Origin of the sequence: Lacticaseibacillus baoqingensis (genome assembly GCF_003946165.1) — a bacterium.
In the GTDB taxonomy this organism is placed as follows: Bacteria; Bacillota; Bacilli; order Lactobacillales; family Lactobacillaceae; genus Lacticaseibacillus; species Lacticaseibacillus baoqingensis.
On sequence record NZ_RHOI01000043.1, the window covers coordinates 1 to 19,963 of the forward strand.

The 19,963-nt window shown below is 44.8% G+C and carries 18 protein-coding genes and 1 tRNA gene; 14 read left to right on the plus strand and 5 right to left on the minus strand.

The genetic code is table 11. The features are described from left to right. The 3 genes from EKM91_RS14125 to EKM91_RS12610 all read left to right on the plus strand — a co-directional run. Nucleotides 1-200, plus strand: a 200-nt coding sequence (locus EKM91_RS14125) for a hypothetical protein (protein WP_225419530.1), incomplete at its 5' end; no start/stop codon positions are given. Nucleotides 201-966: 766 nt separating this feature from the next. Further along, nucleotides 967-2,277 carry a tyrosine-type recombinase/integrase gene (locus EKM91_RS12605; RefSeq protein WP_125754265.1) on the plus strand — a complete coding sequence of 437 codons (1,311 nt, stop codon included), beginning with the start codon at nucleotides 967-969 and terminating at the stop codon, nucleotides 2,275-2,277. 300 nt (nucleotides 2,278-2,577) lie between these two features. Then, a tRNA-Ser gene (locus EKM91_RS12610) sits at nucleotides 2,578-2,665 on the plus strand. Nucleotides 2,666-2,845: 180 nt separating this feature from the next. Here the strand turns inward: EKM91_RS12610 and EKM91_RS12615 are convergent. The 3 genes from EKM91_RS12615 to EKM91_RS12625 form a co-directional block, all read right to left on the minus strand. Next, on the minus strand, nucleotides 2,846-3,964 hold the full coding sequence (locus tag EKM91_RS12615; RefSeq protein ID WP_164508587.1) for a tyrosine-type recombinase/integrase: 1,119 nt from the start codon (nucleotides 3,962-3,964) through the stop codon (nucleotides 2,846-2,848). Nucleotides 3,965-4,062: 98 nt separating this feature from the next. Further along, a complete protein-coding gene (locus EKM91_RS12620; protein WP_125706712.1) occupies nucleotides 4,063-5,289 on the minus strand; it encodes a replication initiation factor domain-containing protein in 1,227 nt (408 codons plus the stop codon). Between the two features lie 213 nt (nucleotides 5,290-5,502). Next, nucleotides 5,503-5,703, minus strand: coding sequence for a DUF3173 family protein (locus EKM91_RS12625; protein WP_060417025.1), 201 nt, complete (start codon nucleotides 5,701-5,703; stop codon nucleotides 5,503-5,505). 192 nt (nucleotides 5,704-5,895) lie between these two features. Between EKM91_RS12625 and EKM91_RS12630 the strand changes: the two genes are divergently transcribed. From EKM91_RS12630 to EKM91_RS12680, 11 genes are all read left to right on the plus strand, one after another. Then, complete coding sequence (locus tag EKM91_RS12630) at nucleotides 5,896-6,414, plus strand: helix-turn-helix domain-containing protein (RefSeq protein WP_021354117.1); 519 nt, start codon at nucleotides 5,896-5,898, stop codon at nucleotides 6,412-6,414. 88 nt (nucleotides 6,415-6,502) lie between these two features. Next, on the plus strand, nucleotides 6,503-6,874 hold the full coding sequence (locus EKM91_RS12635; RefSeq protein WP_125706711.1) for a type II toxin-antitoxin system RelE/ParE family toxin: 372 nt from the start codon (nucleotides 6,503-6,505) through the stop codon (nucleotides 6,872-6,874). Next, nucleotides 6,871-7,191 carry a helix-turn-helix transcriptional regulator gene (locus EKM91_RS12640; protein WP_021354119.1) on the plus strand — a complete coding sequence of 107 codons (321 nt, stop codon included), beginning with the start codon at nucleotides 6,871-6,873 and terminating at the stop codon, nucleotides 7,189-7,191. Before EKM91_RS12635 ends, EKM91_RS12640 begins: the two co-directional genes overlap by 4 nt. A gap of 180 nt (nucleotides 7,192-7,371) precedes the next feature. Further along, a complete protein-coding gene (locus tag EKM91_RS12645; RefSeq protein ID WP_125706710.1) occupies nucleotides 7,372-10,137 on the plus strand; it encodes a DNA methyltransferase in 2,766 nt (921 codons plus the stop codon). 176 nt (nucleotides 10,138-10,313) lie between these two features. After that, nucleotides 10,314-10,763: a hypothetical protein gene (locus EKM91_RS12650; RefSeq protein ID WP_125706709.1), complete on the plus strand. Its 450-nt coding sequence runs from the start codon at nucleotides 10,314-10,316 to the stop codon at nucleotides 10,761-10,763. Then, complete coding sequence (locus EKM91_RS12655) at nucleotides 10,760-11,500, plus strand: hypothetical protein (RefSeq protein WP_125706708.1); 741 nt, start codon at nucleotides 10,760-10,762, stop codon at nucleotides 11,498-11,500. Before EKM91_RS12650 ends, EKM91_RS12655 begins: the two co-directional genes overlap by 4 nt. A gap of 678 nt (nucleotides 11,501-12,178) precedes the next feature. Further along, entirely contained in the window at nucleotides 12,179-12,739 is a 561-nt protein-coding gene (locus EKM91_RS12660) for a hypothetical protein (protein ID WP_125754267.1), read from the plus strand. 11 nt (nucleotides 12,740-12,750) lie between these two features. Next, a complete protein-coding gene (locus tag EKM91_RS12665) occupies nucleotides 12,751-13,746 on the plus strand; it encodes a hypothetical protein (RefSeq protein WP_125754268.1) in 996 nt (331 codons plus the stop codon). A gap of 607 nt (nucleotides 13,747-14,353) precedes the next feature. Further along, nucleotides 14,354-15,538 carry an RNA-guided endonuclease InsQ/TnpB family protein gene (locus tag EKM91_RS12670; RefSeq protein WP_125754269.1) on the plus strand — a complete coding sequence of 395 codons (1,185 nt, stop codon included), beginning with the start codon at nucleotides 14,354-14,356 and terminating at the stop codon, nucleotides 15,536-15,538. A gap of 361 nt (nucleotides 15,539-15,899) precedes the next feature. Then, nucleotides 15,900-16,871: a CDK-activating kinase assembly factor MAT1 gene (locus EKM91_RS12675; RefSeq protein ID WP_125754270.1), complete on the plus strand. Its 972-nt coding sequence runs from the start codon at nucleotides 15,900-15,902 to the stop codon at nucleotides 16,869-16,871. A 1,131-nt stretch (nucleotides 16,872-18,002) separates the two neighbouring features. Then, nucleotides 18,003-18,317 carry a hypothetical protein gene (locus tag EKM91_RS12680; protein WP_125754271.1) on the plus strand — a complete coding sequence of 105 codons (315 nt, stop codon included), beginning with the start codon at nucleotides 18,003-18,005 and terminating at the stop codon, nucleotides 18,315-18,317. A gap of 127 nt (nucleotides 18,318-18,444) precedes the next feature. Here EKM91_RS12680 and EKM91_RS13980 read toward each other — a convergent pair whose 3' ends face one another. Together EKM91_RS13980 and EKM91_RS13985 are read right to left on the minus strand one after the other, a co-directional pair. Next, the gene (locus tag EKM91_RS13980) at nucleotides 18,445-19,089 is read right to left on the minus strand and encodes a hypothetical protein (RefSeq protein WP_164508588.1); all 645 of its coding nucleotides are present in this window, start codon (nucleotides 19,087-19,089) and stop codon (nucleotides 18,445-18,447) included. Nucleotides 19,090-19,564: 475 nt separating this feature from the next. Then, a complete protein-coding gene (locus EKM91_RS13985) occupies nucleotides 19,565-19,849 on the minus strand; it encodes a hypothetical protein (RefSeq protein ID WP_164508589.1) in 285 nt (94 codons plus the stop codon). Between the last annotated feature and the right edge of the window lie 114 nt (nucleotides 19,850-19,963).

Below are 19,963 nucleotides of genomic sequence, written 5' to 3' on the forward strand. Positions count from 1 at the left end.
CAGGTGTCTTTTTGTTATCTAAAAAGGGTCTAGCATCTCCAGTGTTGATTACTACCAACACCAAAAATTCTAGACCCATTCAAAAGCGCCCTCGCGATCGCGAGAGTGCTTTTTTTCATCCCCGCCCCGTCATTGAAGACAGTAACCGCGCATACCAATATTGTCACTTCACGGATAATATGTATAAATGCAACTTTTGACCTATCTTGACTATCATTTATAGATAACGCCTATAAATGGGGATTCACATAGTCACAGACTATAGTTAGGGGTCGCAAATTCTTATATTCCCATTGTGGGAAAACCCCGTCGTATCAAGCTTTTCCCAAAGCGGAAAAAGTTGTAGGGCGCAGATTTTAGCCTAAACTGAGACTACTTTACACAATAACTTTTTCTACTGCTGGCTAGTCCCTTCATTTCACGGGCTCAGCCTTTGCAGTTGTAACTATTTAAAGGGAGTTAGAGAGAAATTGTTCCCCGTTGTATATATGGTTATCTCCTAACAAAGGCGGGGGCTTTTGTCGCGATCGCGACAAAGAGCCTCACGCACACGCCAGCGAATTTTAAGGTCAGTTAATGCTCCAGCCAAAACACAACTCAGCTCTCGCAGTTTGACAGGCTTGCCCTGTTTCGGGGCTTTTGAAAGGTAGTCCACACACTGGACACCCTTGCTCAAAGGGACGGTACAAAACACCTCTCCATTGGCTGGCTCAGGTTTCAGGTCACAACTATGCAACTTTTTGACACTCTTCCAACCTATTGTGTCCTATCCTAATAGCAAGTGAAAATACGGTGTCGAATTATCGCGATTCACGATAATCCCATTATATAAAGCTTTTAACCACCAGTTAAAAGCTTCAAGGATACATCCTTTGTGTGTACCCTTTGGACCATTTCAGCTTGATTTAGTCCGTTGCATTCTCTACAATGCGAGCTGTAGGTGTTGGCCTTTAGGAGGTCATCATCATGGAAAAAATTCACACTAAAGCCGTTTCAACTGGGATTCAAAAGACAAAGAAAGAGGTGTATGTGTTTAAGTGTTGCCTAGGCTCAAATCTAACAACGCCATGGCGCAAGCAAAAGACAGTTAAGAACAAGACAGACAAGGAAGCTCGCCAGTTGTACTCAGAGTGGATGCAAGAGCAGGAACAAGCTTACAGAGCCGTTCACGAACCCGTTGTACATGCCAAAGCTTTGCAGAAGGTGAGTTCATCCCCGACTTTCAAGGACTACACCTCACAGGGTGACATCCCCGCAAATGACGGGCAGTTCTTTACCCAACTCAAACAGGAAGTCTCGTTATCTGGCTCAGCCGTTTCTCACAAGCAAGTTGGGTCACTACAGAGCGTGGACACACAATATCGCTCGCGTATCCGAGTTGTTGACCGTGACTTCCTAGCCTTTGCAAACAGGCCTATTGACTCGATAACTCCAGAGTGTGTTGACAAATTGTTAGATGATATTAAAGCTACTCGCGGTGTATCAAACAACACATTAAACCACTATTTACATGCTATTTCCAAAGTTTTTCGGCTGGCTCAATCTGCTCACGTTGTGCCAAAGGGATTCAACCCTTGTAGACAGGTGGACGGACGCCAAAAAGAGTACAGAGAGAAAACTGTAATCACGGCCAGTCAATATGACAGAGTGTTAGAGGCTATTGAACAGCTCCCACCCATGTTTAAGGCGGGGATGCTGGTTACACTGTTATGTGGGTTACGTCGCGAGGAAGTCATGGGGCTCATGTGGACTGATATAGACCTAGAGCATGCTACCTTACATGTTCGCCACACTCTTATTTGGTATCATGATGAGACTGGCAAGCGAGTTCGCACAGTCAAAAAGGGTACTAAAAACGGCACACACAGAATAGTTGGCATCCCCGACAAACTTGTTGAAGCACTACGCGAGTATAGAGCCACACTTCCAAAGCGGTTGTCCTTGTGGCCTGATCAGGCCACAGGGACACGCTATCCCATGGTGTGGTTACGGCCTAGCGACGGTGGTATCTATGATATGGACGTTTTCGGGCACTGTTGGAGGCAAATGCGGCCAAAGCTGTTAGCACAAGGCGTTCTCACTAAAAACAGTCGCTACCATGACTTACGAGGCGGTTTCATCTCATATATGTTGAACAAGCAACACGTTAGCCCCGTGATTGTTGCTAAGCTGGCAGGCCACAGGAGTGCTCAAATGACACTAGATGTTTATGGAGATGCAGATAGCGCAGATATAAATAACGCTCTAGCTCTTATGAACGCAGGTCTAAAAGACTGAGCCAGCGGAGACAAGCTGGAGGAAAAACTGCGAAATGTTGCATATCAGGCCTACAAAAAGCTTCCGAGGTAGGAGCTCAAGCCCTTGTGAGACTAGTTCTCCAGCCGTTCTCAACCTTGCAAAATGTTGTCTTAGAGGTGACAAAAACGTGCTATTTCTGGCTGGTTACTGCGACTCAAACGCGTGCGCCGGTCTAAGCCGGTTCGACGGATTGAAAGTCCAAATATGCCAGAAAACACTAGGCAGGAAGCGGATTTTTTGCTATACTAGTTTTTGTGCTGAAATAGTACGATACCACATGGAGAGTTGGCAGAGTGGTAATGCAACGGACTCGAAATCCGTCGAACCGGCTAATACCGGCGCACGAGTTCGAATCTCGTACTCTCCTTCATAAACGTTGATATATCAGCGTTCCGCAGCCTTTCGAGGTTGCGGTTTTTTGTTGCTTTCAAACGCTTGTTTGGGTCGAAATCGGCCTTCCAGTACCAGTGCAGTACCAGTTCGAAAAATCAGACCGCCGGTTTTGGCGGCAAACGTGTTCGAAATTTCATGTGATCAAACCTTTCTTTTAGAAGAATTTATCGAGGGCATCGGCCGTTTCACGTTGCTTGTTTGGGAAAAGATGCCCATAAGTGTCAATCGTTGTGACGATGCTGGCATGCCCCAGTCGTTCCTTTATGATCGTGTACTCTGTTTCTTGATCGATCAGCAAGGCGACGTGTGAGTGCCGGAAATCGTGAATCCGAATCTGCTTCATCGTGGGATCACGCTTGCAGATACGTTTGTAGCGCATGCGGATCGTGTGCTTGTTGCGGCGTATCAGCGTTGCTTGGAACATCGGCGTATCTTCGCTCCAGTCAAGGGCTAAGTCGTGCTTAAAGAGTTCTTGTTGCTGTTCACGCCATTGCAGGAGCAAGGCGATCATGCCTTGGTTGAGGCTGATGCGGCGGTTGCTGGCCTTAGACTTTGGTGGCGTAATGATATCCACGCCGCCGCGTCGGAACACAGATTTGCTGACAGTCAGCTCTTTGCGTTTGAAGTCGAGATCCGACCAGTCTAACGCGCAAAGTTCGCCGACCCGCAGGCCAGAGAAGAACAGCAACGAGAACAACACGTACCAGTCGAATTCTTCCGGCAGATGAATTAACTTGGTAAACGCGTGAAATTCATCTGGCGTGTAGAACTCCATTTTCTTGCGTTCAATTTTAAGCTTCTTCACACCAATACAAGGATTTTCGACAATCACTTTCTCCTCAACGGCAACATCTAGGATCAGCTTCAACTCAATCAAGGTCTTGTTGTTGGTGTTATTGCTCAAATCGCGTTCTTCGGTGAGCCATTCTTGAAAGTCACGGATATGCTCGCTGGTGAGGCGCTTAATATCGGCATTGACGAAGAACGTCTGGATATAGCGCTTGTACACGGCGCGCTGTGACTGCAAGTAGGACGGCTTAATGTGGATCTTAACGCGGTTCACGTAACGCTCGAACAATTCGTCGAAGGTGACGGTTTCTTGGTTGAACAGTCGGTCGACGCTAGTGCGCATCATCTCCTTTTCAACTTCGCGGGCAGCCGCCATTGAATGAATGCCTTGCTTCTTCTTGCGGCGGCGCTTGCCAGTGACAGGATCAGTGCCAAAGGAGACACTGACAACATAGGTGCCATTAGGTGCTTGGGTAATGCTCATTTCATACCTCCAAATAATTGAAGGCACGCTTGCTTTGGTCGTTGACCATGATATACTTGGCTTGTCTAGGGCAAAGTATCGGGTGCGTGCAATCACGTTCATTCGTTGCTTTGTTTTTTTTCGTCTTCATGTTGCGCTTGTTCAAATACCTCCTTGAGTAACGTCTTCTGTTGCGGCGATAATTCAGCCTCGTTAATCATATCCGCGATCATGTCAGTACCATTGAGTGAATCTACTTGCTGAACCATTTTCAGACTGGGCGCGACTTGCTTGGTCAGCCAGTTCAGCACGCTGTCCATCGTGATTGGTTCTGGCCGCATTGCTAGTTTCAAGCGATTACGGTTATCGCCGATAAAAGTTTGCCAGTCTGGATCTAGTGGACAATCGGCTAATTTCTTTGAGCCTTGTGGCGTTACGACCCGCAAGTAATGGTTAATGATCCCGAAGACGACCGTTTCGGCGTCTTGGCAGGCCAGCAGTTCCTTCATGGCTTTTTGAGCACGCTGGTCGCGAAGTCGGACTTCAAACCGGTTGAGGATTGGAGAATCCTCTGGATAGTCGATTTTGTTTTTGAAATATTGCTCGATGTCCTTTTGATAGCCAATCATTTGCACCAAACTTTGTGGTGAACCGAATTGAACGGTTTTTCCGACGCGGCCTTTCTTAATGGTTTCGATTGCGCCTTTACTCTTGAACAAGCTCACTAGTTCTTCTTTTTCGACTTTTTGAATCAGGTGGGGAATGTCGATAATCCCGACGGTATCATTGATGGCGAAGTCAACCCGTTTGTAGATTCCAGTTAGGTCATCGCAGGCCTGAAAAAAGTCGAACCAAGTCAGCCCATCTCGGACAAGCACTGCTTCTAATTGACGGCAACCAGAGCCGTGCATCTCAATCATTGTTCCCAGATAGGCATTCGGGCCGCCCACGCGGGTACTCATGATTGAAATATCGCCACGCTGAATCGTGTAGTCGAACCCATAAAATGCCTTTTCAGTTAAGGAAAAGAAGTCCCTGTTCATTGGCAACAGCTTCTTGAACACATACTCGGCGTCTTGCGTATTGAACCGCACCCGCACGTAATCGACTAAGATAAACATCGAATCACGATTGGTCAGGCCAAGGAGCGCGTGGCCTAGGCGTCGTTGCATTTCTTCGGTTAACGTAGCGCGTCCATTTAACAGCCGATTGACATAGGAGCGCGTCATGCCTAATTGCGCCGCAAGTTGCGTTTGACTGATACCGGCATCAGTCATCTGTTGGCGAAATTCCACCAACCAGCCGTGTCCAGTATGATCACGGCCATTCATCATTGTTTTGTCCATTGCTCACCTCGTGTGCTCTGATTTCGCCGTCTGCGAACAGCCGATTGCCGTGCATAGCGGTGAATCGCCTGTGTTTTCTGCCTCGTTTCGGATTGTTGTTGTCATTTTGTGCCCCCCTGTTAGAATACGGGGGCTTGGGCGGCCGGCTAACGCCGACCGCCGCCGCTCGCGCTAGCGGCTTTCGCGCTGCACGCCGCGCGCGGCGGCGTGGTGTTACGTGACCATTGCCAGATCTTCAAATGGATTGAAGCCTAACAGACTGACGATGGCGTGGAGTGGGACTTGGCCGCACTTGCGGTTTGCATAGAAGCAATGACCGTCTGCAACCAGGTTTAGCTTGCATTGATGGATAATCTGTCCGGCTTTGTAACCGGAAAATCCTAGCTGCATGAGCATCTTCTTATCGACTAACATATAATCACCTCTTTTGGTTTGAATTTAACAGGTATGGGTTTATAATCTGCTATGGCTGAATCATACCATCCTCCAAGAAACTTATCAACCTTTTTAGGTAAGTTACAAACAGGTTTCGCTTAATTATTCCTTGACACTTTCAATGGGTTTCATTAAGCTTCAAGTAAGGCTACAAAAAGGAGAAATCAACTCATGTTCGGAAAAAGTGAAGAAGGTATCGACAAGAAGCTCGCTAGAAATATTAAGCGTATTCGTATGGAACGCGGCATGACGCAAAAAGACCTTGCTGATGCAATGGGTAGCATTGAGCAAAGCGTGTCTAAGTTTGAGCGGGCAATTTCGGCACCGTCTGCTAAAGCGATTATGCAGCTGTGTGAGGCGTTGCAAGTGACGCCTAACGACTTGTATCTCAACGATGCCGACTGGCGCAGCTGGCAGTCAGAGAAGCTTGAACACCAAGACCATTCCGTTAACGGTTTGGTCGATCACGTCGAAATGGTTCAAAAGATGTTTGCGGAGGCAGAACTGGCCCGCAAAGCCGGAGATGAGAAGCTGGAGCGTGCTACTCTAGATCAAATCATTCAGATGTACATGTGGACTAACGACCATTTCCGTGACGTCGCGCACTTGCTTGATCGGCGCTATGTGACCGAGTACCTCGACAAGATGGAAAAGGAAACTCGTGAATCGATCATCGACAGTCAAAAATAGCATTCTTGAGATTTCCAGTATATAATCTGATTTGCTATAACGCGGTCACATATTTGTTAATCGGTTCAATATATGGTACAATCTAATTATGGAAAACCCAAAGTTTAGACCTTACAAGCGGCCGAACGGCCACATGGAATTCATTGAATTTCTTGATTCGCTGCCCCTCAAGGAACGAGCAAAATTACAGTTAGCCATCCATACTACGGAAGAACTTGGCTTACAAGAAGCAGCTCAACGGTTGCTGGTCAAGAAACTCACAACCAATTTATATGAGTTGCGTTCGCGGCAAGGAAAAACCTATCAGCGCGGTTTGTATTTTCACGTATCTGGCAGTGATTATGTCATCACCCACGGCTTCTCGAAGAAGACAAACAAGACGCCACAGCGAGAAATTGATCATGCAATCGACCTACGAGCTGAGTTCTATCAAACCTACAAGGAGGAAGACGACAAATGAGTAAAGACATGCACGAATTCACGATGGAACACACCGGTGATCTCGACGCCTACTTCGCGGAAATGATGAAAGATTCCTCGTACCGTGAAGTCTACAATGAAGAAAAAAACAAAATGGCAAGTGCAATGGCGCTGCTCGAAGCGCGCGAGGAAGCTGGTTTATCCCAACAGAAGCTGGCGGACAAGTCCGGTGTTCCTAAGACAACAATCGTTCGTATTGAAAATGGTAACAACACTTCCATCGATACGTTAACCAAGCTTGCCAATGCGCTGGGTCGTCCGCTCAACCTGACGATTGGCCCAGCGAGCATGGCATAAAATCTAGCTTAATTTGATTGACGGCACCAACGTCATAAACTTACGATTACGGCGTCCCTGTTTGGCAGACGCTTGAGGCCAGGGATTAGGAGAGATGGTAAAACCATCTTGAGCATTCGCTGGCTTTTTTGCGCAGACAGTTCATCAGCAATATCAAACCAGAGTATTGGGGTATGGAAAATGGAAAAGAATGCATTATTACAGCGGGCACTAACGTTTCAAAAGAACTGGCTTCCCTTAGTGGAACAGGGACATGTGACCGAACGGCAGCATGATCGTGAATTTATGGCCGATTTTTATGAGGTTTTTGGAATCTCACGTTCTGTTAGTCGTGCTGGATATGAATGGCGAGTAAAAATTGACGGACACGATAAGCGGATTGACTCGCTACTACCAAAACTGCTGATTATTGAAATGGAATCTCAAGGCGTGAAGATTGTCGACAATCCTAATGCTGGATACGAACAAGCAGCCCGCTATGCATACGCGCTCGACGATGCGAACAAGCCCAAGTACATTTTGGCGTGTGATTTTGAACACTTTTATTTACGTGATCCAGCGACGAAGGATGTTTGGACGACGACACTGCAAGACTTTGTCAAAGACATTGATGAGTTCTCATTCCTGCTTGGCTATGAACAGAAGCTGCAAGAAGACCAAGCTGTCGTCAATGCAAAAGCCGCTGGTAAAATCTCAACAATTTACAGGCATATCTTGGATGTTGGAGTTCAGCCTAACGCGGCTAGTCTGCTGATGACTCGAATTGTTTTCTGCCTCTTTGCTGACGATACCAGCATCTTTGAACGTAACGGTGTCTTTCAGGAATTTTTAGAGAACACAGCCGAAGATGGTAGCGATTTGCTATCGAAGTTGACGGTATTGTTCCGCCAGCTTAATACTAGCGACCACGATTGGATTGGCCAGAAGCGTGAGTTTGGATACATCAATGGTGGTTTGTTTGCGTTAGACATTGCTAAATTCACAACTGATTTAGGACTTACATTTAACGCAGACGTTCGTCAATCGTTGATTGATGCCTCGCATCAAGACTGGTCAGTTATTAGTCCGGTTATCTTTGGCTCAATGTTTGAGGGCGCATTGGATCCAGAGAAACGACATGACCTAGGCGCACACTTTACCTCGGAGAAGAATATCCTCAAGGTAATTGATTCACTGTTCATGAATGATCTGCGCCACGAATTGGATGTTGCACGGCATACAGCATACGCGGGCGGAGCGAGAACGAAGGCGTTGAGTCGTCTTCATGCAAAAATATTAGGTTTGAAGTTTCTTGATCCTGCGTGTGGCTCAGGTAATTTTTTGATTGTCGCCTATCGAGAATTGCGCCGATTAGAACATGAAATCCTCGATACGTTGATGAAAGATGAATTTCAACGCGGCTTTCAGATGCCCTATGATTTTGTTTCTACAAATATCAAAGTTGAAGTAAGCCAATTTTATGGCATTGAAATACAACCCTATGCTGTCTCTATCGCACGGGTTGGCATGTGGTTGATGGATCATTTGATGAACGTTGAGGCAAGCGAATTGTTTGGTGAGCTGGTTCGGCGTATTCCGCTACATGCGGGTGCGAATGTAATTGAGGCTAATGCCTTGACCACTGATTGGCAAGAAATAAACTCGCCTAAAGTTACTCCAGAATTTGATTATATTTTTGGAAATCCTCCATTTCTTGGGTCTAAGCTGTTATCCGATGCGCAGAAGACTCAGCTCGAAAAAGTCGGATCTGGTATCAAAGGAATCAAATCGCTTGACTTTGTTGCTGGCTGGTACATTAAGACCAGCGAGTACATGAAGATTCATCAGCAAACTCAGTCCGGTATGGTGTCGACAAATTCATTAGCACAAGGAATACAGGCTCGAACACTTCTTTCTGCGATTCTTGATGAGGGTATTAAAATCAAATTTGCACATCAAACTTTTGCATGGGATAACAATGGAGCAAATGTATATGTAGTCATTGTTGGACTTGCAAGGAATATCGAAAACGCCAAGCTTTTCACATATGATACACTCACTTCGGATCCGGTTGAGAAAAATGCAAAGGTAATCAACGAATATCTTGTGCCTGGACAGCCTATAAAACTGAAGGCACGTTCAAAGCAAATAAGTGACTTACCACCTATGAAAATAGGAAGCTCACCCAAAGACGGCGGATTCTATATTCTTTCTAAGGCAGAACGAGATGATATCGTAAACAAGCAGCCCGAGTTGCTGCCATTCATTAAAAAATTCGTTGGTGCAAAAGAAATTCTGAACCACCTGGATCGTTATATTCTGTATTTGAACGATGCGCCTATTAGCATTTTAAAAATTCCGATTATAACCAAGAAGATTCACGAGGTTTCGACTTTTCGGAAGTCTCAGGGTGGAAAGGATACAACTCGCTTATCAAATTTCCCCACTACCTGGCAAAAGGATACTTATGCGCACTCAAATATACTCATCTTGCCGAGAGTTTCTTCCGGACGACGTGAGTATCTTCCAATAGGATTTGGCGATTCAAATACAATCGCTTCCGAGGAAACATATCAAGTAATAGATGCAACGACGGGGTTGCTCGCACTACTAAGCTCTAAGATGCATGTTGCTTGGTTAAAGACGGTTGGTGGTCGACTGAAGGCTGATTTCCGGTACTCTAACACAATGGTATACAATACTATGGTGTTGCCGCTGTTAACCGAAAAACAGAACCAATATCTTGAAAAATACGGGGACTTAATACTTGCTAGTCGCCGAGAATTTGAAAAGAATGGCGATTCGTTAGCGGATCTGTATAACCCTGATTACATGCCGGAAAGCCTAAGAAAAATTCACCAACGTACAGATAAATATGTTGACTCGCTATACGGACTGACTGATCCGACCGACTCCGAAAGAATATCAAGACTGGCTAAGCTCTATCAAGACGCAACGAGAGAATAGGATTAATCATGAAATTCTTTCAAAACTTTTTGAATAATATACCCTTAATAATATCCGCGCTGTCCTTGTTTCTCTCATGGTTAGTTTTTCGATCAAATAGAATCTCACTAACATCCTACGTAACTTGTGCTGGTGAATGGATTGACTTTATCATCTTAGAAGATGGTAGAACAATAGTGAATGATGAAGGTACGTATCACTTCACATTCGTGATAATTAATACGTCTCCGCATGATGTCGGTTTCTTTGATTTGGGATTTGTCGATCCCAAAACTCGCAAGATTGATTACCAGTTCCTAGTTCAAGCAAACATGAACGTGGTGAATGGGTTGTCAGGGAATCGTATTGTTGCATACAGTAAAAATGGAATGGCAATTCAAGCAAATGTTCCAGAGAATGGTTACGGTGTGTTCAAGGCTCATAGTCAGACTTGTTTTGATATTTTTTCTTCAGAAGAACAATTCCCGTCTAAGATAATGTTTGGAATGCATGTAGCCAAGAAACGTATACTTGGATTCAAAGAAAAATTTTCTACGGTTGTTTTTACCTTGCATCCCGATATGTCCCACAAGCCAAACTACCGTAAATTAGAGGAACAATTTGAAACGGAGAGTGAACAAAATTGATTTCAGATGAAGAACTGTTACTTTATGTTAAAAAAAAGCGATTAAATGAGGGAGGAATTCCCAGTAAAGAGGGCAAAAGATTCAACTTATTTGTTGATCAAGGGTTGATTTCCGGATCGAAGGTGATTATTACCAAGAGTGGGGCCCCTTTTATCGATCCGGACAGTTATCCAGTGTTGTCAGACAAAGGTAACCGATTTCTTGTACGATTAACCGGAATTCGTCTGATGCATGAAATTGATGACGGAGAAGTGACTCGATCTCTTACGAAAGATGAAGTGCACGCATTACGCTTCATGAAAGCATCCGGATTGGTTTCAAACGGCAGTCTCGAGACAGATTACAACCTCGATGTGACTTTTGAAGAACCTGCAAAAGTTACGGTCACCAATAAAGGATATATTTGGGAAGCTACCGGCGAATTTGAAGAACCCAAGCTTGCAAAACAGACTACTGTGAACATCACCAATAACGGCGGTGCTCCTGTAAACACGCTCGGTGATTACGCAACAATCAATATTAACGATCCATCTCAAGAAATAATTGCGCTGATTTCAAAGATTGAATCCATTGAAGTTCAAAAATCAGATCAAACGACTAAGAGCAGCTTAGTTGACGATACGCGTTCAGGTAGAATTAAAGAGACCTTTACAAAATACACCGCATTCTTACTCAAATACCAGCCTTTGATGTCGCTTGCCTTGGAAGGATTAAATCTATGGCAAGCTACGCATTAAAAAGGCCGCCAACCAGTGACGACCAACCAAGTATATTCGCGTGCCAATTCAGTACCACTTCATCCAAATTCAGCCGAATTCAATCGTTTCAATCGCATCAAGAATGCCGCTAAATCAATAAACCGGCGTCATCCAAACCGTCAGATTACAACTCGAAATCCGTCGAACCGGCTAATACCGGCGCACGAGTTCGAATCTCGTACTCTCCTTAAATAATAAGAGCTGTGCAGGTGTTGACCCGAGAGGGGATGTGCCTGCGCAGCTTTTTTGCATGGGATCAGCAGATTTGATCTTGCGTTGACTCAGCTTCGTAACGTCATTAACAGATATGTGTGTTATGACGATCAAATTCACAAACGTGTTCAGATCAATGAAACAGGGAAAACGGCTTAGACGTCAATAGTTAATTGAAAATAATGAGTAAACCAAACCAGCGCACACAACACGCTATAGGTAGTGAAAGGCCCCAACTGAGTGACTATATCCACACATGTGGATATAGACGTGGTATCATTATGTTTGGAATGCGCTAACATATCAATTTCTTGGGGGTGTGATGGGTGAATAAACGAGTATTTTTCTTGATATATCGGGGAAATAGTCACTAACTACACTGGCATAGAGACTATCAAGTATGACACGAATGGTGCATTAGATAATTTGGGAAGCGTGTGCAGAGTGAGCAAAATAGAAAATATTTACATGGCAATCAAAAACAGGAATAACAGAAAGTATATTGCATACTGCATTATCTTTTTATTGGTGTTAGTCGGTGCTGTATGGTATAAGACCATCGGTACAGATACGGCACATGCTGTTGAGGGGAAGATATTTATATGCAAAATAGGGGACAAGGGCAACGCCAAGGATACGGGTTATTTTGTATTTGGCGGTAAAAAGAATGGATATGGGTCACTATTTGTTGGTACCAATTCTAGAGCACACATTGACCAGCTGAATGCATCTGGTGAGTTGTCAAACATGCTATCTTCTCAATCAGACAATTATACAAGATTTTGGGACACAGAGAATGATGGTGTCAATATTAAGTGGGTAAACGGATTATCAACTGATGCCTACCCTGACAATGTTATATTTCACGACGCATCAATGGATGTTCAGAAAGTTTCAGGTGTGTTTAGCAAAAAAATAAGTGGTATTCTTCACGATACAACATTCGATTTTCCGCCTGAATCTGTCACTATTACCCTCACCCAGTATGCAACTATTAAAAATTAGGAGATACGTCATTGAAAAAGATAGTGTTATTAGTGGCAACAATTTTTGCATTAACAGGATGCGCTGCACATCGTACCAGTAACGCGGATAAGCTGCAACAGTCACGGGCAGCCAAAAGTTCAGCTGTGGCGTCATCACAGGAGAAGAAAAAAGAGTCGGTCAAAATTACATCAAAGACTGTCTATTACCATCAGTTGACTAAAGCTGATAGAGATAAGGTTACGTTTGCATTTCAGGCCTTTTCTGATACAAGCAAAGCCGAATCTGGACAGTTAAAGAATGCTCCCTCTCCATTTACTGTAGATATGCAAGTTACAAATAAATCAAACAAGACTGTAAAGCTGGATGAGTCTAAAGTTGTGTGGCTAGAAATTGTCCAAAATGGGGACCCAATCACTTCCGATAAGGCAAAGACAATTACGATTAAGCCCAACCAGACTCGAAACGTTGTCGAGTTGTTTTCAGATTTTAACAATCAGAATTTTGTAGATGCAGGCGCGTTTTGTTACCTCAACTCCGATTACAAGCTAGCCTACAGTTATCTTGCATACAAGCAGGGCGGGGTTACATCCAAAAATCTCACGGACAAAAAGCTCATTGCGATGAACACACCATCATCAGCGACCAGTAATGAGCAAGCCCAACCGTCCAGTGATCCTAGCGAAAGTGCTTCTTCCTCAGATACTTCAGATCCTATAGGGGTAAACAATAACCCAAACATAAAAGTTACGCCTGCTAGCCAATTTAGCAGCTTTGCATTTACGAATACCACCGACCATCCAATTACAATTTCTCCCGAATCCATTATGCTTGTTGTAAATGGCAGTGAGATGACGACACCGCCACAAGCAATCATTGATGCTGGTGATGTTGTGATTGATCCCGGACAGACACATAACTATGTTGGGCTATTCGGCGATGCAGTCAACAATGCTGATGCACTTTCCATTGCGCTGGATACAGGCGGAAATGTGATTTGGTCTTGGGACGGACAAAGCAATAACTAATCGATTTTCATGGACAAAAACACACCCGCGATCACGAGTGTGTTTTTTTAATCCCCGCCTATCAAAAGAAGAAATAACCGCGCATACTAAAATGGCCGCTGCTGAAATAATATGTCGATATATAAATAACGACATAATAGCCACCCTAGACTAGCCGGAAAGCGTGAAGGGGCGGCTTTTTGTCAGTTGTGGCGGGATTGTATGGGCACGGGATCAGTCGTACACGGGTATCCGCTATGTCGCTTTAGGTGTCAAAGGCGGCTAAGCTTACGGCACACGCACGCAAACTAATAGACCTCAACCTTTAGGGCTGGGGCCTTCTTTAAGGCTTTTGATTGGGCTAATTGATGGTACACTTGACGTAGATCATCAGATAGGGAGGTTATTAACAGTAATTAATAACGTAGAATATTGTGTTAATTTGTAGTAATTAGTCGTTCTGCGGTAATCAAGTGGAAGGCAGGATGACCAAGTGCTGCGAAATGATAAACTCGTGAAAAATCGCTGACTGATGCATGGACAGATGATGACGGTTTTCATCATGTCTCGACAGGGTCTCCTTATCTTAATTTGCTATGATATCTATAAGCAAGTTGGAGGTGAAAACATGTTGAGAACGCACAAGATCCGGTGCTACCCGAACGCGACGATGCGCCGCGTATTGGAGCACGCATGCGATTATCGCCGCTATTGTTACAATCAAGCACTTGCCACGTGGAATGAGCTGTATGACGCGTCAGTCGTTTTGGCAGATAAGACGGCGCGGCCGAACGAACGTCAAGTCCGCAATGAGTTAGTTAACAACAAAGCAGACTGGCAATACCGTCGTTCTGCACGGATCTTGCAATTAGCAGTGCATGATTTAGCTCAGGCTTGGGCAAACTTCTTTAACCCGGAAATGCCAGAACATCGCAAGCCGCGGTTTAAGTCAAAGAAGCGCAGCCGCTGCAGCTTTAAGACTGATCGAGCAATCATCGTTAATGGTAAGCTGCGGTTGGATAAACCGCATGGCTATCGTGATCGATGGTATGATATCCGCTTGGCTGAGAAACCACGTTGGCAAGGAACTGTTAAACTTGCCGCTGTTGTCAAAGAGGCGGATGGCTATTATGTTTGCCTAAGTATCGATGTCAGTCAGCCTGAGCCGTTACCGGCAAGCCAACACGTATGTGGCGTTGATGCCAACATTGGTCAATTCGTCTATAACGATGGTGAAGCAATGTCTGCAATTCGCGGATTGACCGAGCAACTGGTCAGTTTATATCACCGCGTGTCCTTGTACCAGCGGCGGCTGGCCCGCAAACGTCTAGCGAATCCTAAGCACTTTCGTTCTAACAATTACCGCGCAACGAAAACCAAGTTGCAGCGGACCTATCAGAAAGTGACGCGAATTCAAAGTGACCTCTTGCAGAAGTTTACGACGATGTTGGTGAAAGCCAACGGCACGCTTGCCATTGAAGACTTGGATGTCAAGCATATGAAGATGAACAAGCGACTGGCGAAGAATTTACATCGCTCGTTGTTTGGACGTTTCAAAGTGCTGATGAAGGACAAGGCGCAATGGTATGGCCGCCAGCTGATGATAGTTGATCGGTTCTACCCTAGTACACAGCGCTGCAGTCGTTGTGGGTTAGTGAAAACTGGTGACGATAAACTGACCTTAGCTGGTAATGTCCTTCACGGCACGAAACATCACGAGTTTCATTGTTACGGCTGTGGTGCTCAACTTGAGCGTGACGAGAATGCCGTACAGAACTTGATTCAATATGCTCAAGGGCAGGCTATGTCCTAAAGGTTCAAGAGCCAGTCAATGTTGCAAGGTGACTACCGACGTAAGCATACTGGTGTTAACGGGACCGAATAAAATACTGAATGTACAACTAAGAAAGGAAAAATATAAACCTTTACTAGTGTCATTAGACATTCTTCCACATTTTATATAGCAGATACACTTAATGAGTGACATACTTTGGGGAGCAATCGCCACAATTTTCTTTGGGGCTTGTGTATATATCAATGCAGTTAACAAGCATGTTAGGTCAAGTAAGAAGTGGTTACGGATTCTTTCATGGATAATGTTTATTATCAGTTTAGTGATACTGATAAGCGCTATTTTTGGACAGCTTTTGGCATAGAAGTTTGGGGGTGGCGTGATGGCCAATTTTGATGCGAACTTTTACAGTAATGTGAGTGGCGAACGACTAGCCGACTTAAAGAAGGTCATAGAGGTACTTGAACAGTCGGAAACTGATGAGATGAAGCAGTGGCGAGGCGGGGAAAGCGTTACATGGCGCATGGGGTTATTAAACCCTTATGACAAGAGCTTTTTTCTAAAGGCCGCTTCCAGAGCAATCCTTGTCAATGACAAATATGCTGTCTACCTGCCTAACAAAAAGTCATTCCTTGATGCTTCTGGTAAGATTATTGCATTCACGGCATATCCTAACAAGTTGTTCAAACTGTCAAATACCACAGAGCCGGTTGGTGATCGTGCCCAATTATACTATGAGGATTCAAGAGCACTCATACAAATCGTTGAAGGTGAAAACGGGGAAATACCTGTTTCAGATATACAAAAGCTAATAGACTACTTAAAGCCATACCGGCAAGCAGAGGAACAACGCCAGCAAGAGGTATTAGCTCAACAAGAAGACGCCAAACGACAAGCGCAAGAAAAGGCGGCACAAGAAGTAGCAGACAGACGCAGCCGACTTGGGACACCGGCAGCTAACCCGCAAAGCACTACCCAGCCTGATTCTACACAGCTCAATACTGCGAATGTTCAGCCTGAACACCCTCAACCCAGACCAGCTAACGTTGGCCCTGCCAAGTTTTCCTTTAAGACCGCCCCGTATATCATTAGTGTTAACTCAATCCCAGATGGTTTTGCATATTTACAGCCATTGTACTATGCAAACTCTACTTCGATGAACTTAAAGTCTATTGTTAATGCAGGTAACGGCTATGCCAAAGCATATAATATTATCATTTCAAACATTAAGGCGGATATAGACAATGGTGTCTATGACGCTGTGTTTAACATGCGAGTGATCACTAAAGATACGGTTGATTCTAGTGAGTACGACTGCATTATTTATGGTGATGCTTGCATTGTGGCAGGTTAGTGCATAAGAATAGACCTCAACTTTAGGGCTGGGGTCATTTTTTGTACAAAGGCTAGCGGTGCTGACTTCCCATAAATTTAACATCAGGTGTTATTTATAGCAACCATCAGGATGTGACTCTAAATCCGTCGAACCGGCTAATACCGGCACACGAGTTCGAATCTCGTACTCTCCTTAATTTTGATTGATAGAGGCTCTCAAACATTGACATGATAAGGCTTAAGATGTTTGCGGGCTCTATTTTTCGAGTCCAAAAAGCTGTTGTTGCAACCGATGAAAAGGGTTACAATTCTACCGAGAGAGTGCTGACTTTGCAAGACGGAAATAACGTGCTACCCCGTCAAATTAAGGCTTTTGCTCAAGGCTTCGGTTATCTCCTTGCCAAGCATGGTGCCAAATCCGGAAACGAATTTCTACTCCTGAAGATATGACTGTAGGCTTTGCCAAACCAAGATCAATTAGCGCAATTCAAATTCAGTCGGCGTGATGCGATGGAAGTAGCGACGCTCATCAAGTTAGGTACCTGGCACTTTCAAACGTTAAATAAGTTTACCGACCTGCGATTGAAATAATTCAACTATTAATGATCGAGTAATGATCGAGTTTCAGCGTGGGCCAGAACAACTTGCGAGAATACAGCGCGGAGAAGTATAGGAGGGCAAACTATGCTTCCCAAGACAAAACGACAAGTACGATGGCTAGCATCCGGAGTTTGGAGCATTAGTATTTTGGGTAGCATTACGGTCTTGCTAGTACCTGCATTTTTTGGCGGCTATGTACCTATCTGGCTTCCTATCCTTACAATGCTCGCTGGAGTGAGCGCCTACTTTATCTGCCTAAGGCAAGCCCCCGGCCTTGAGATTTCTGCAGGATATGAGCAGACTTCACCGCAGAATTAAAATTTCAGGTCAAAGATAAGGTTATGCTTGGTTGCACGGCCACAGATTCTGCTACTAATTGGGGGAATTGCTTTCAGCGTTTCACCATAGGCGTCGATCGTAGCAGTCGTGCTTGGCGTGCTTGCCCTTAGATCGTGATAATAAGTGCATTGTTTTCTTTATCAGAGTTTTTAAACCTAATTGAGCTTTTCCATAATTTGTATTCTGTTAGTTTCGCGACGGAGGGGTGACGATGAAAGCTTTTTACAAGGGGAATGCGGCTGAAGTCTGGACAATTGGCAGGCATAATGAGCAGCCTGATTGGGTGAAAAAGGCATTCGACGAAAACTATATCGTTTGGTTAGATGGCCATGTACGCGTGTTGATGAGCGGCTTAAATCCATCACTAGGGTCAAATCTTAAAACCGGCGCTGTGGGCACAGCCGGCGGTGGCTTTGCCGGTTATAACATGTACGTACTGGGTTACCCCGGGGACGTACTAGACCTCACCAATCACCACATTGTATCCGAGAAACAATTTAAAAAGCAATATCGTTTGGACAGTTAAAATGCCCGATCCTAGCAAAATGGCGACCATCAACTGGTCGCCATTTTGCGTTTCTGTGGACCCGATTTGCTTCTGATGGCTTTGATCAAGGACTCATACCACACATAATCGTTTCATCTGATTCTCTCTACTGCTTATAAGGATTTGGCACGGTCTTCGTGACTTTATCCCAGGATGCGAGTGAATCTTGAGACTGGAAAGTGCCATGTTGAGAAACGACTTCGTATTGGTTATTAGGCTTAGGGATAGCGGTATAAACGTTTAGCTTCTGAGCCCCATCGGATGTGTCGATCACAAATGAGCCATCACTTTGGGGACCCATTTTATTATTGACCTGATCTTGTTGCACAATTTTACTTTCATCGAATGTCTTATCGGCTGACCAGATGATCGTTTCGACGGTTTCAAAGTCCCGATCGGTTAACGGCTTGACCGAGGCTTGAGCGCTTGCCGCAGCTTGAGTACTGGCAGCAGCGGCACTGGAACTGGCAGCAGCACTGGAACTGGCAGCGGCGACTTGAGATTCAGAGTCAGCTTGTGCTTTGGCACTGGCGGCGGATTGTGACGCGGCTTTGGCTTTTGACGCTGAAGCAGCTTTAGCTTGGGATTCAGATGAAGCTTTTTGCTTTGAAGACGATTTTGCTTTTTTGCGTGAAACCGCCGCCGAGTTGTCTTTTGAGCTGCTGGTGTCTTTTGATGATGAATTGTTGCCACAAGCAGCCAGTAACAAAGCCGATGTGGCAAGGATGGTCAAAGTGGTGAGCTTTTTCAATATATTTTCCTCCTGCAAGAAGCTATGTATCACAACGATATGGATGAAGACTCGTACTGCAGCTGCTAACAGGATGACAAAGCATAATGATATAGAAGCCTTTTCCTGTTGTCAGCGAGACGGATCTCTTAAAGAAAATTTATAAATTTCTAGAAGTGAGTATACCGCCGGACATGCAGGGTATCAATGACAAATCATCGATTCGGCGTAAAAATAGCGTTTACGCACGATCAACATCTATTGATAACAAGACTTAGCCAAAACGGCCAGAGAGCTAAGGGAGTTGGATGGTCGCGCATGGTTTGAGAATCAATGCCAGCGTTGAGGGTGCTGCTTTTCAGGTGCTAGGGAAATTGGCGGTGGCATGAGTGTGCTGATAGGTTGACCAGTGTTATCAACTCAAAAATAAAAAATGGCTGCCTCCAGTTGCATACCGGAAACAAGCCATTGATGTTCGAGTGTAGGCAATAATCGTTTAGTAGCCGTAATCGTCAGGGGCTTTGCCACTGTCTGTAATTTTGTCCGCTTCGATCAATGATACTGTGATCGTCGCGCCCATCGTCGACTCGTAATCTTGCGTGCCCAGACTGGTCCCATAGAAAGTAACTAAATCGTCTTCCAAGATTCGGGCACCATGCAGAATGGAGTCGTCAAATTCCACTAAGACGACATCATCAATTTCACCGTTAATGGCCACCCTAAGATTGACGTTGCCGTCATCTTCCAGGCTTTGTAACACTTCTCCAATCAGATGCAGCATTTTGCCAGAATAACTATCGGGATTACGTGCAATTTGTTCATCACATGTTTTGGCGAGAAACCTCTGACTTTAGTCAGGGGAGGTAAGCCCGACTGGTTAACGCTGGTTAGCGTT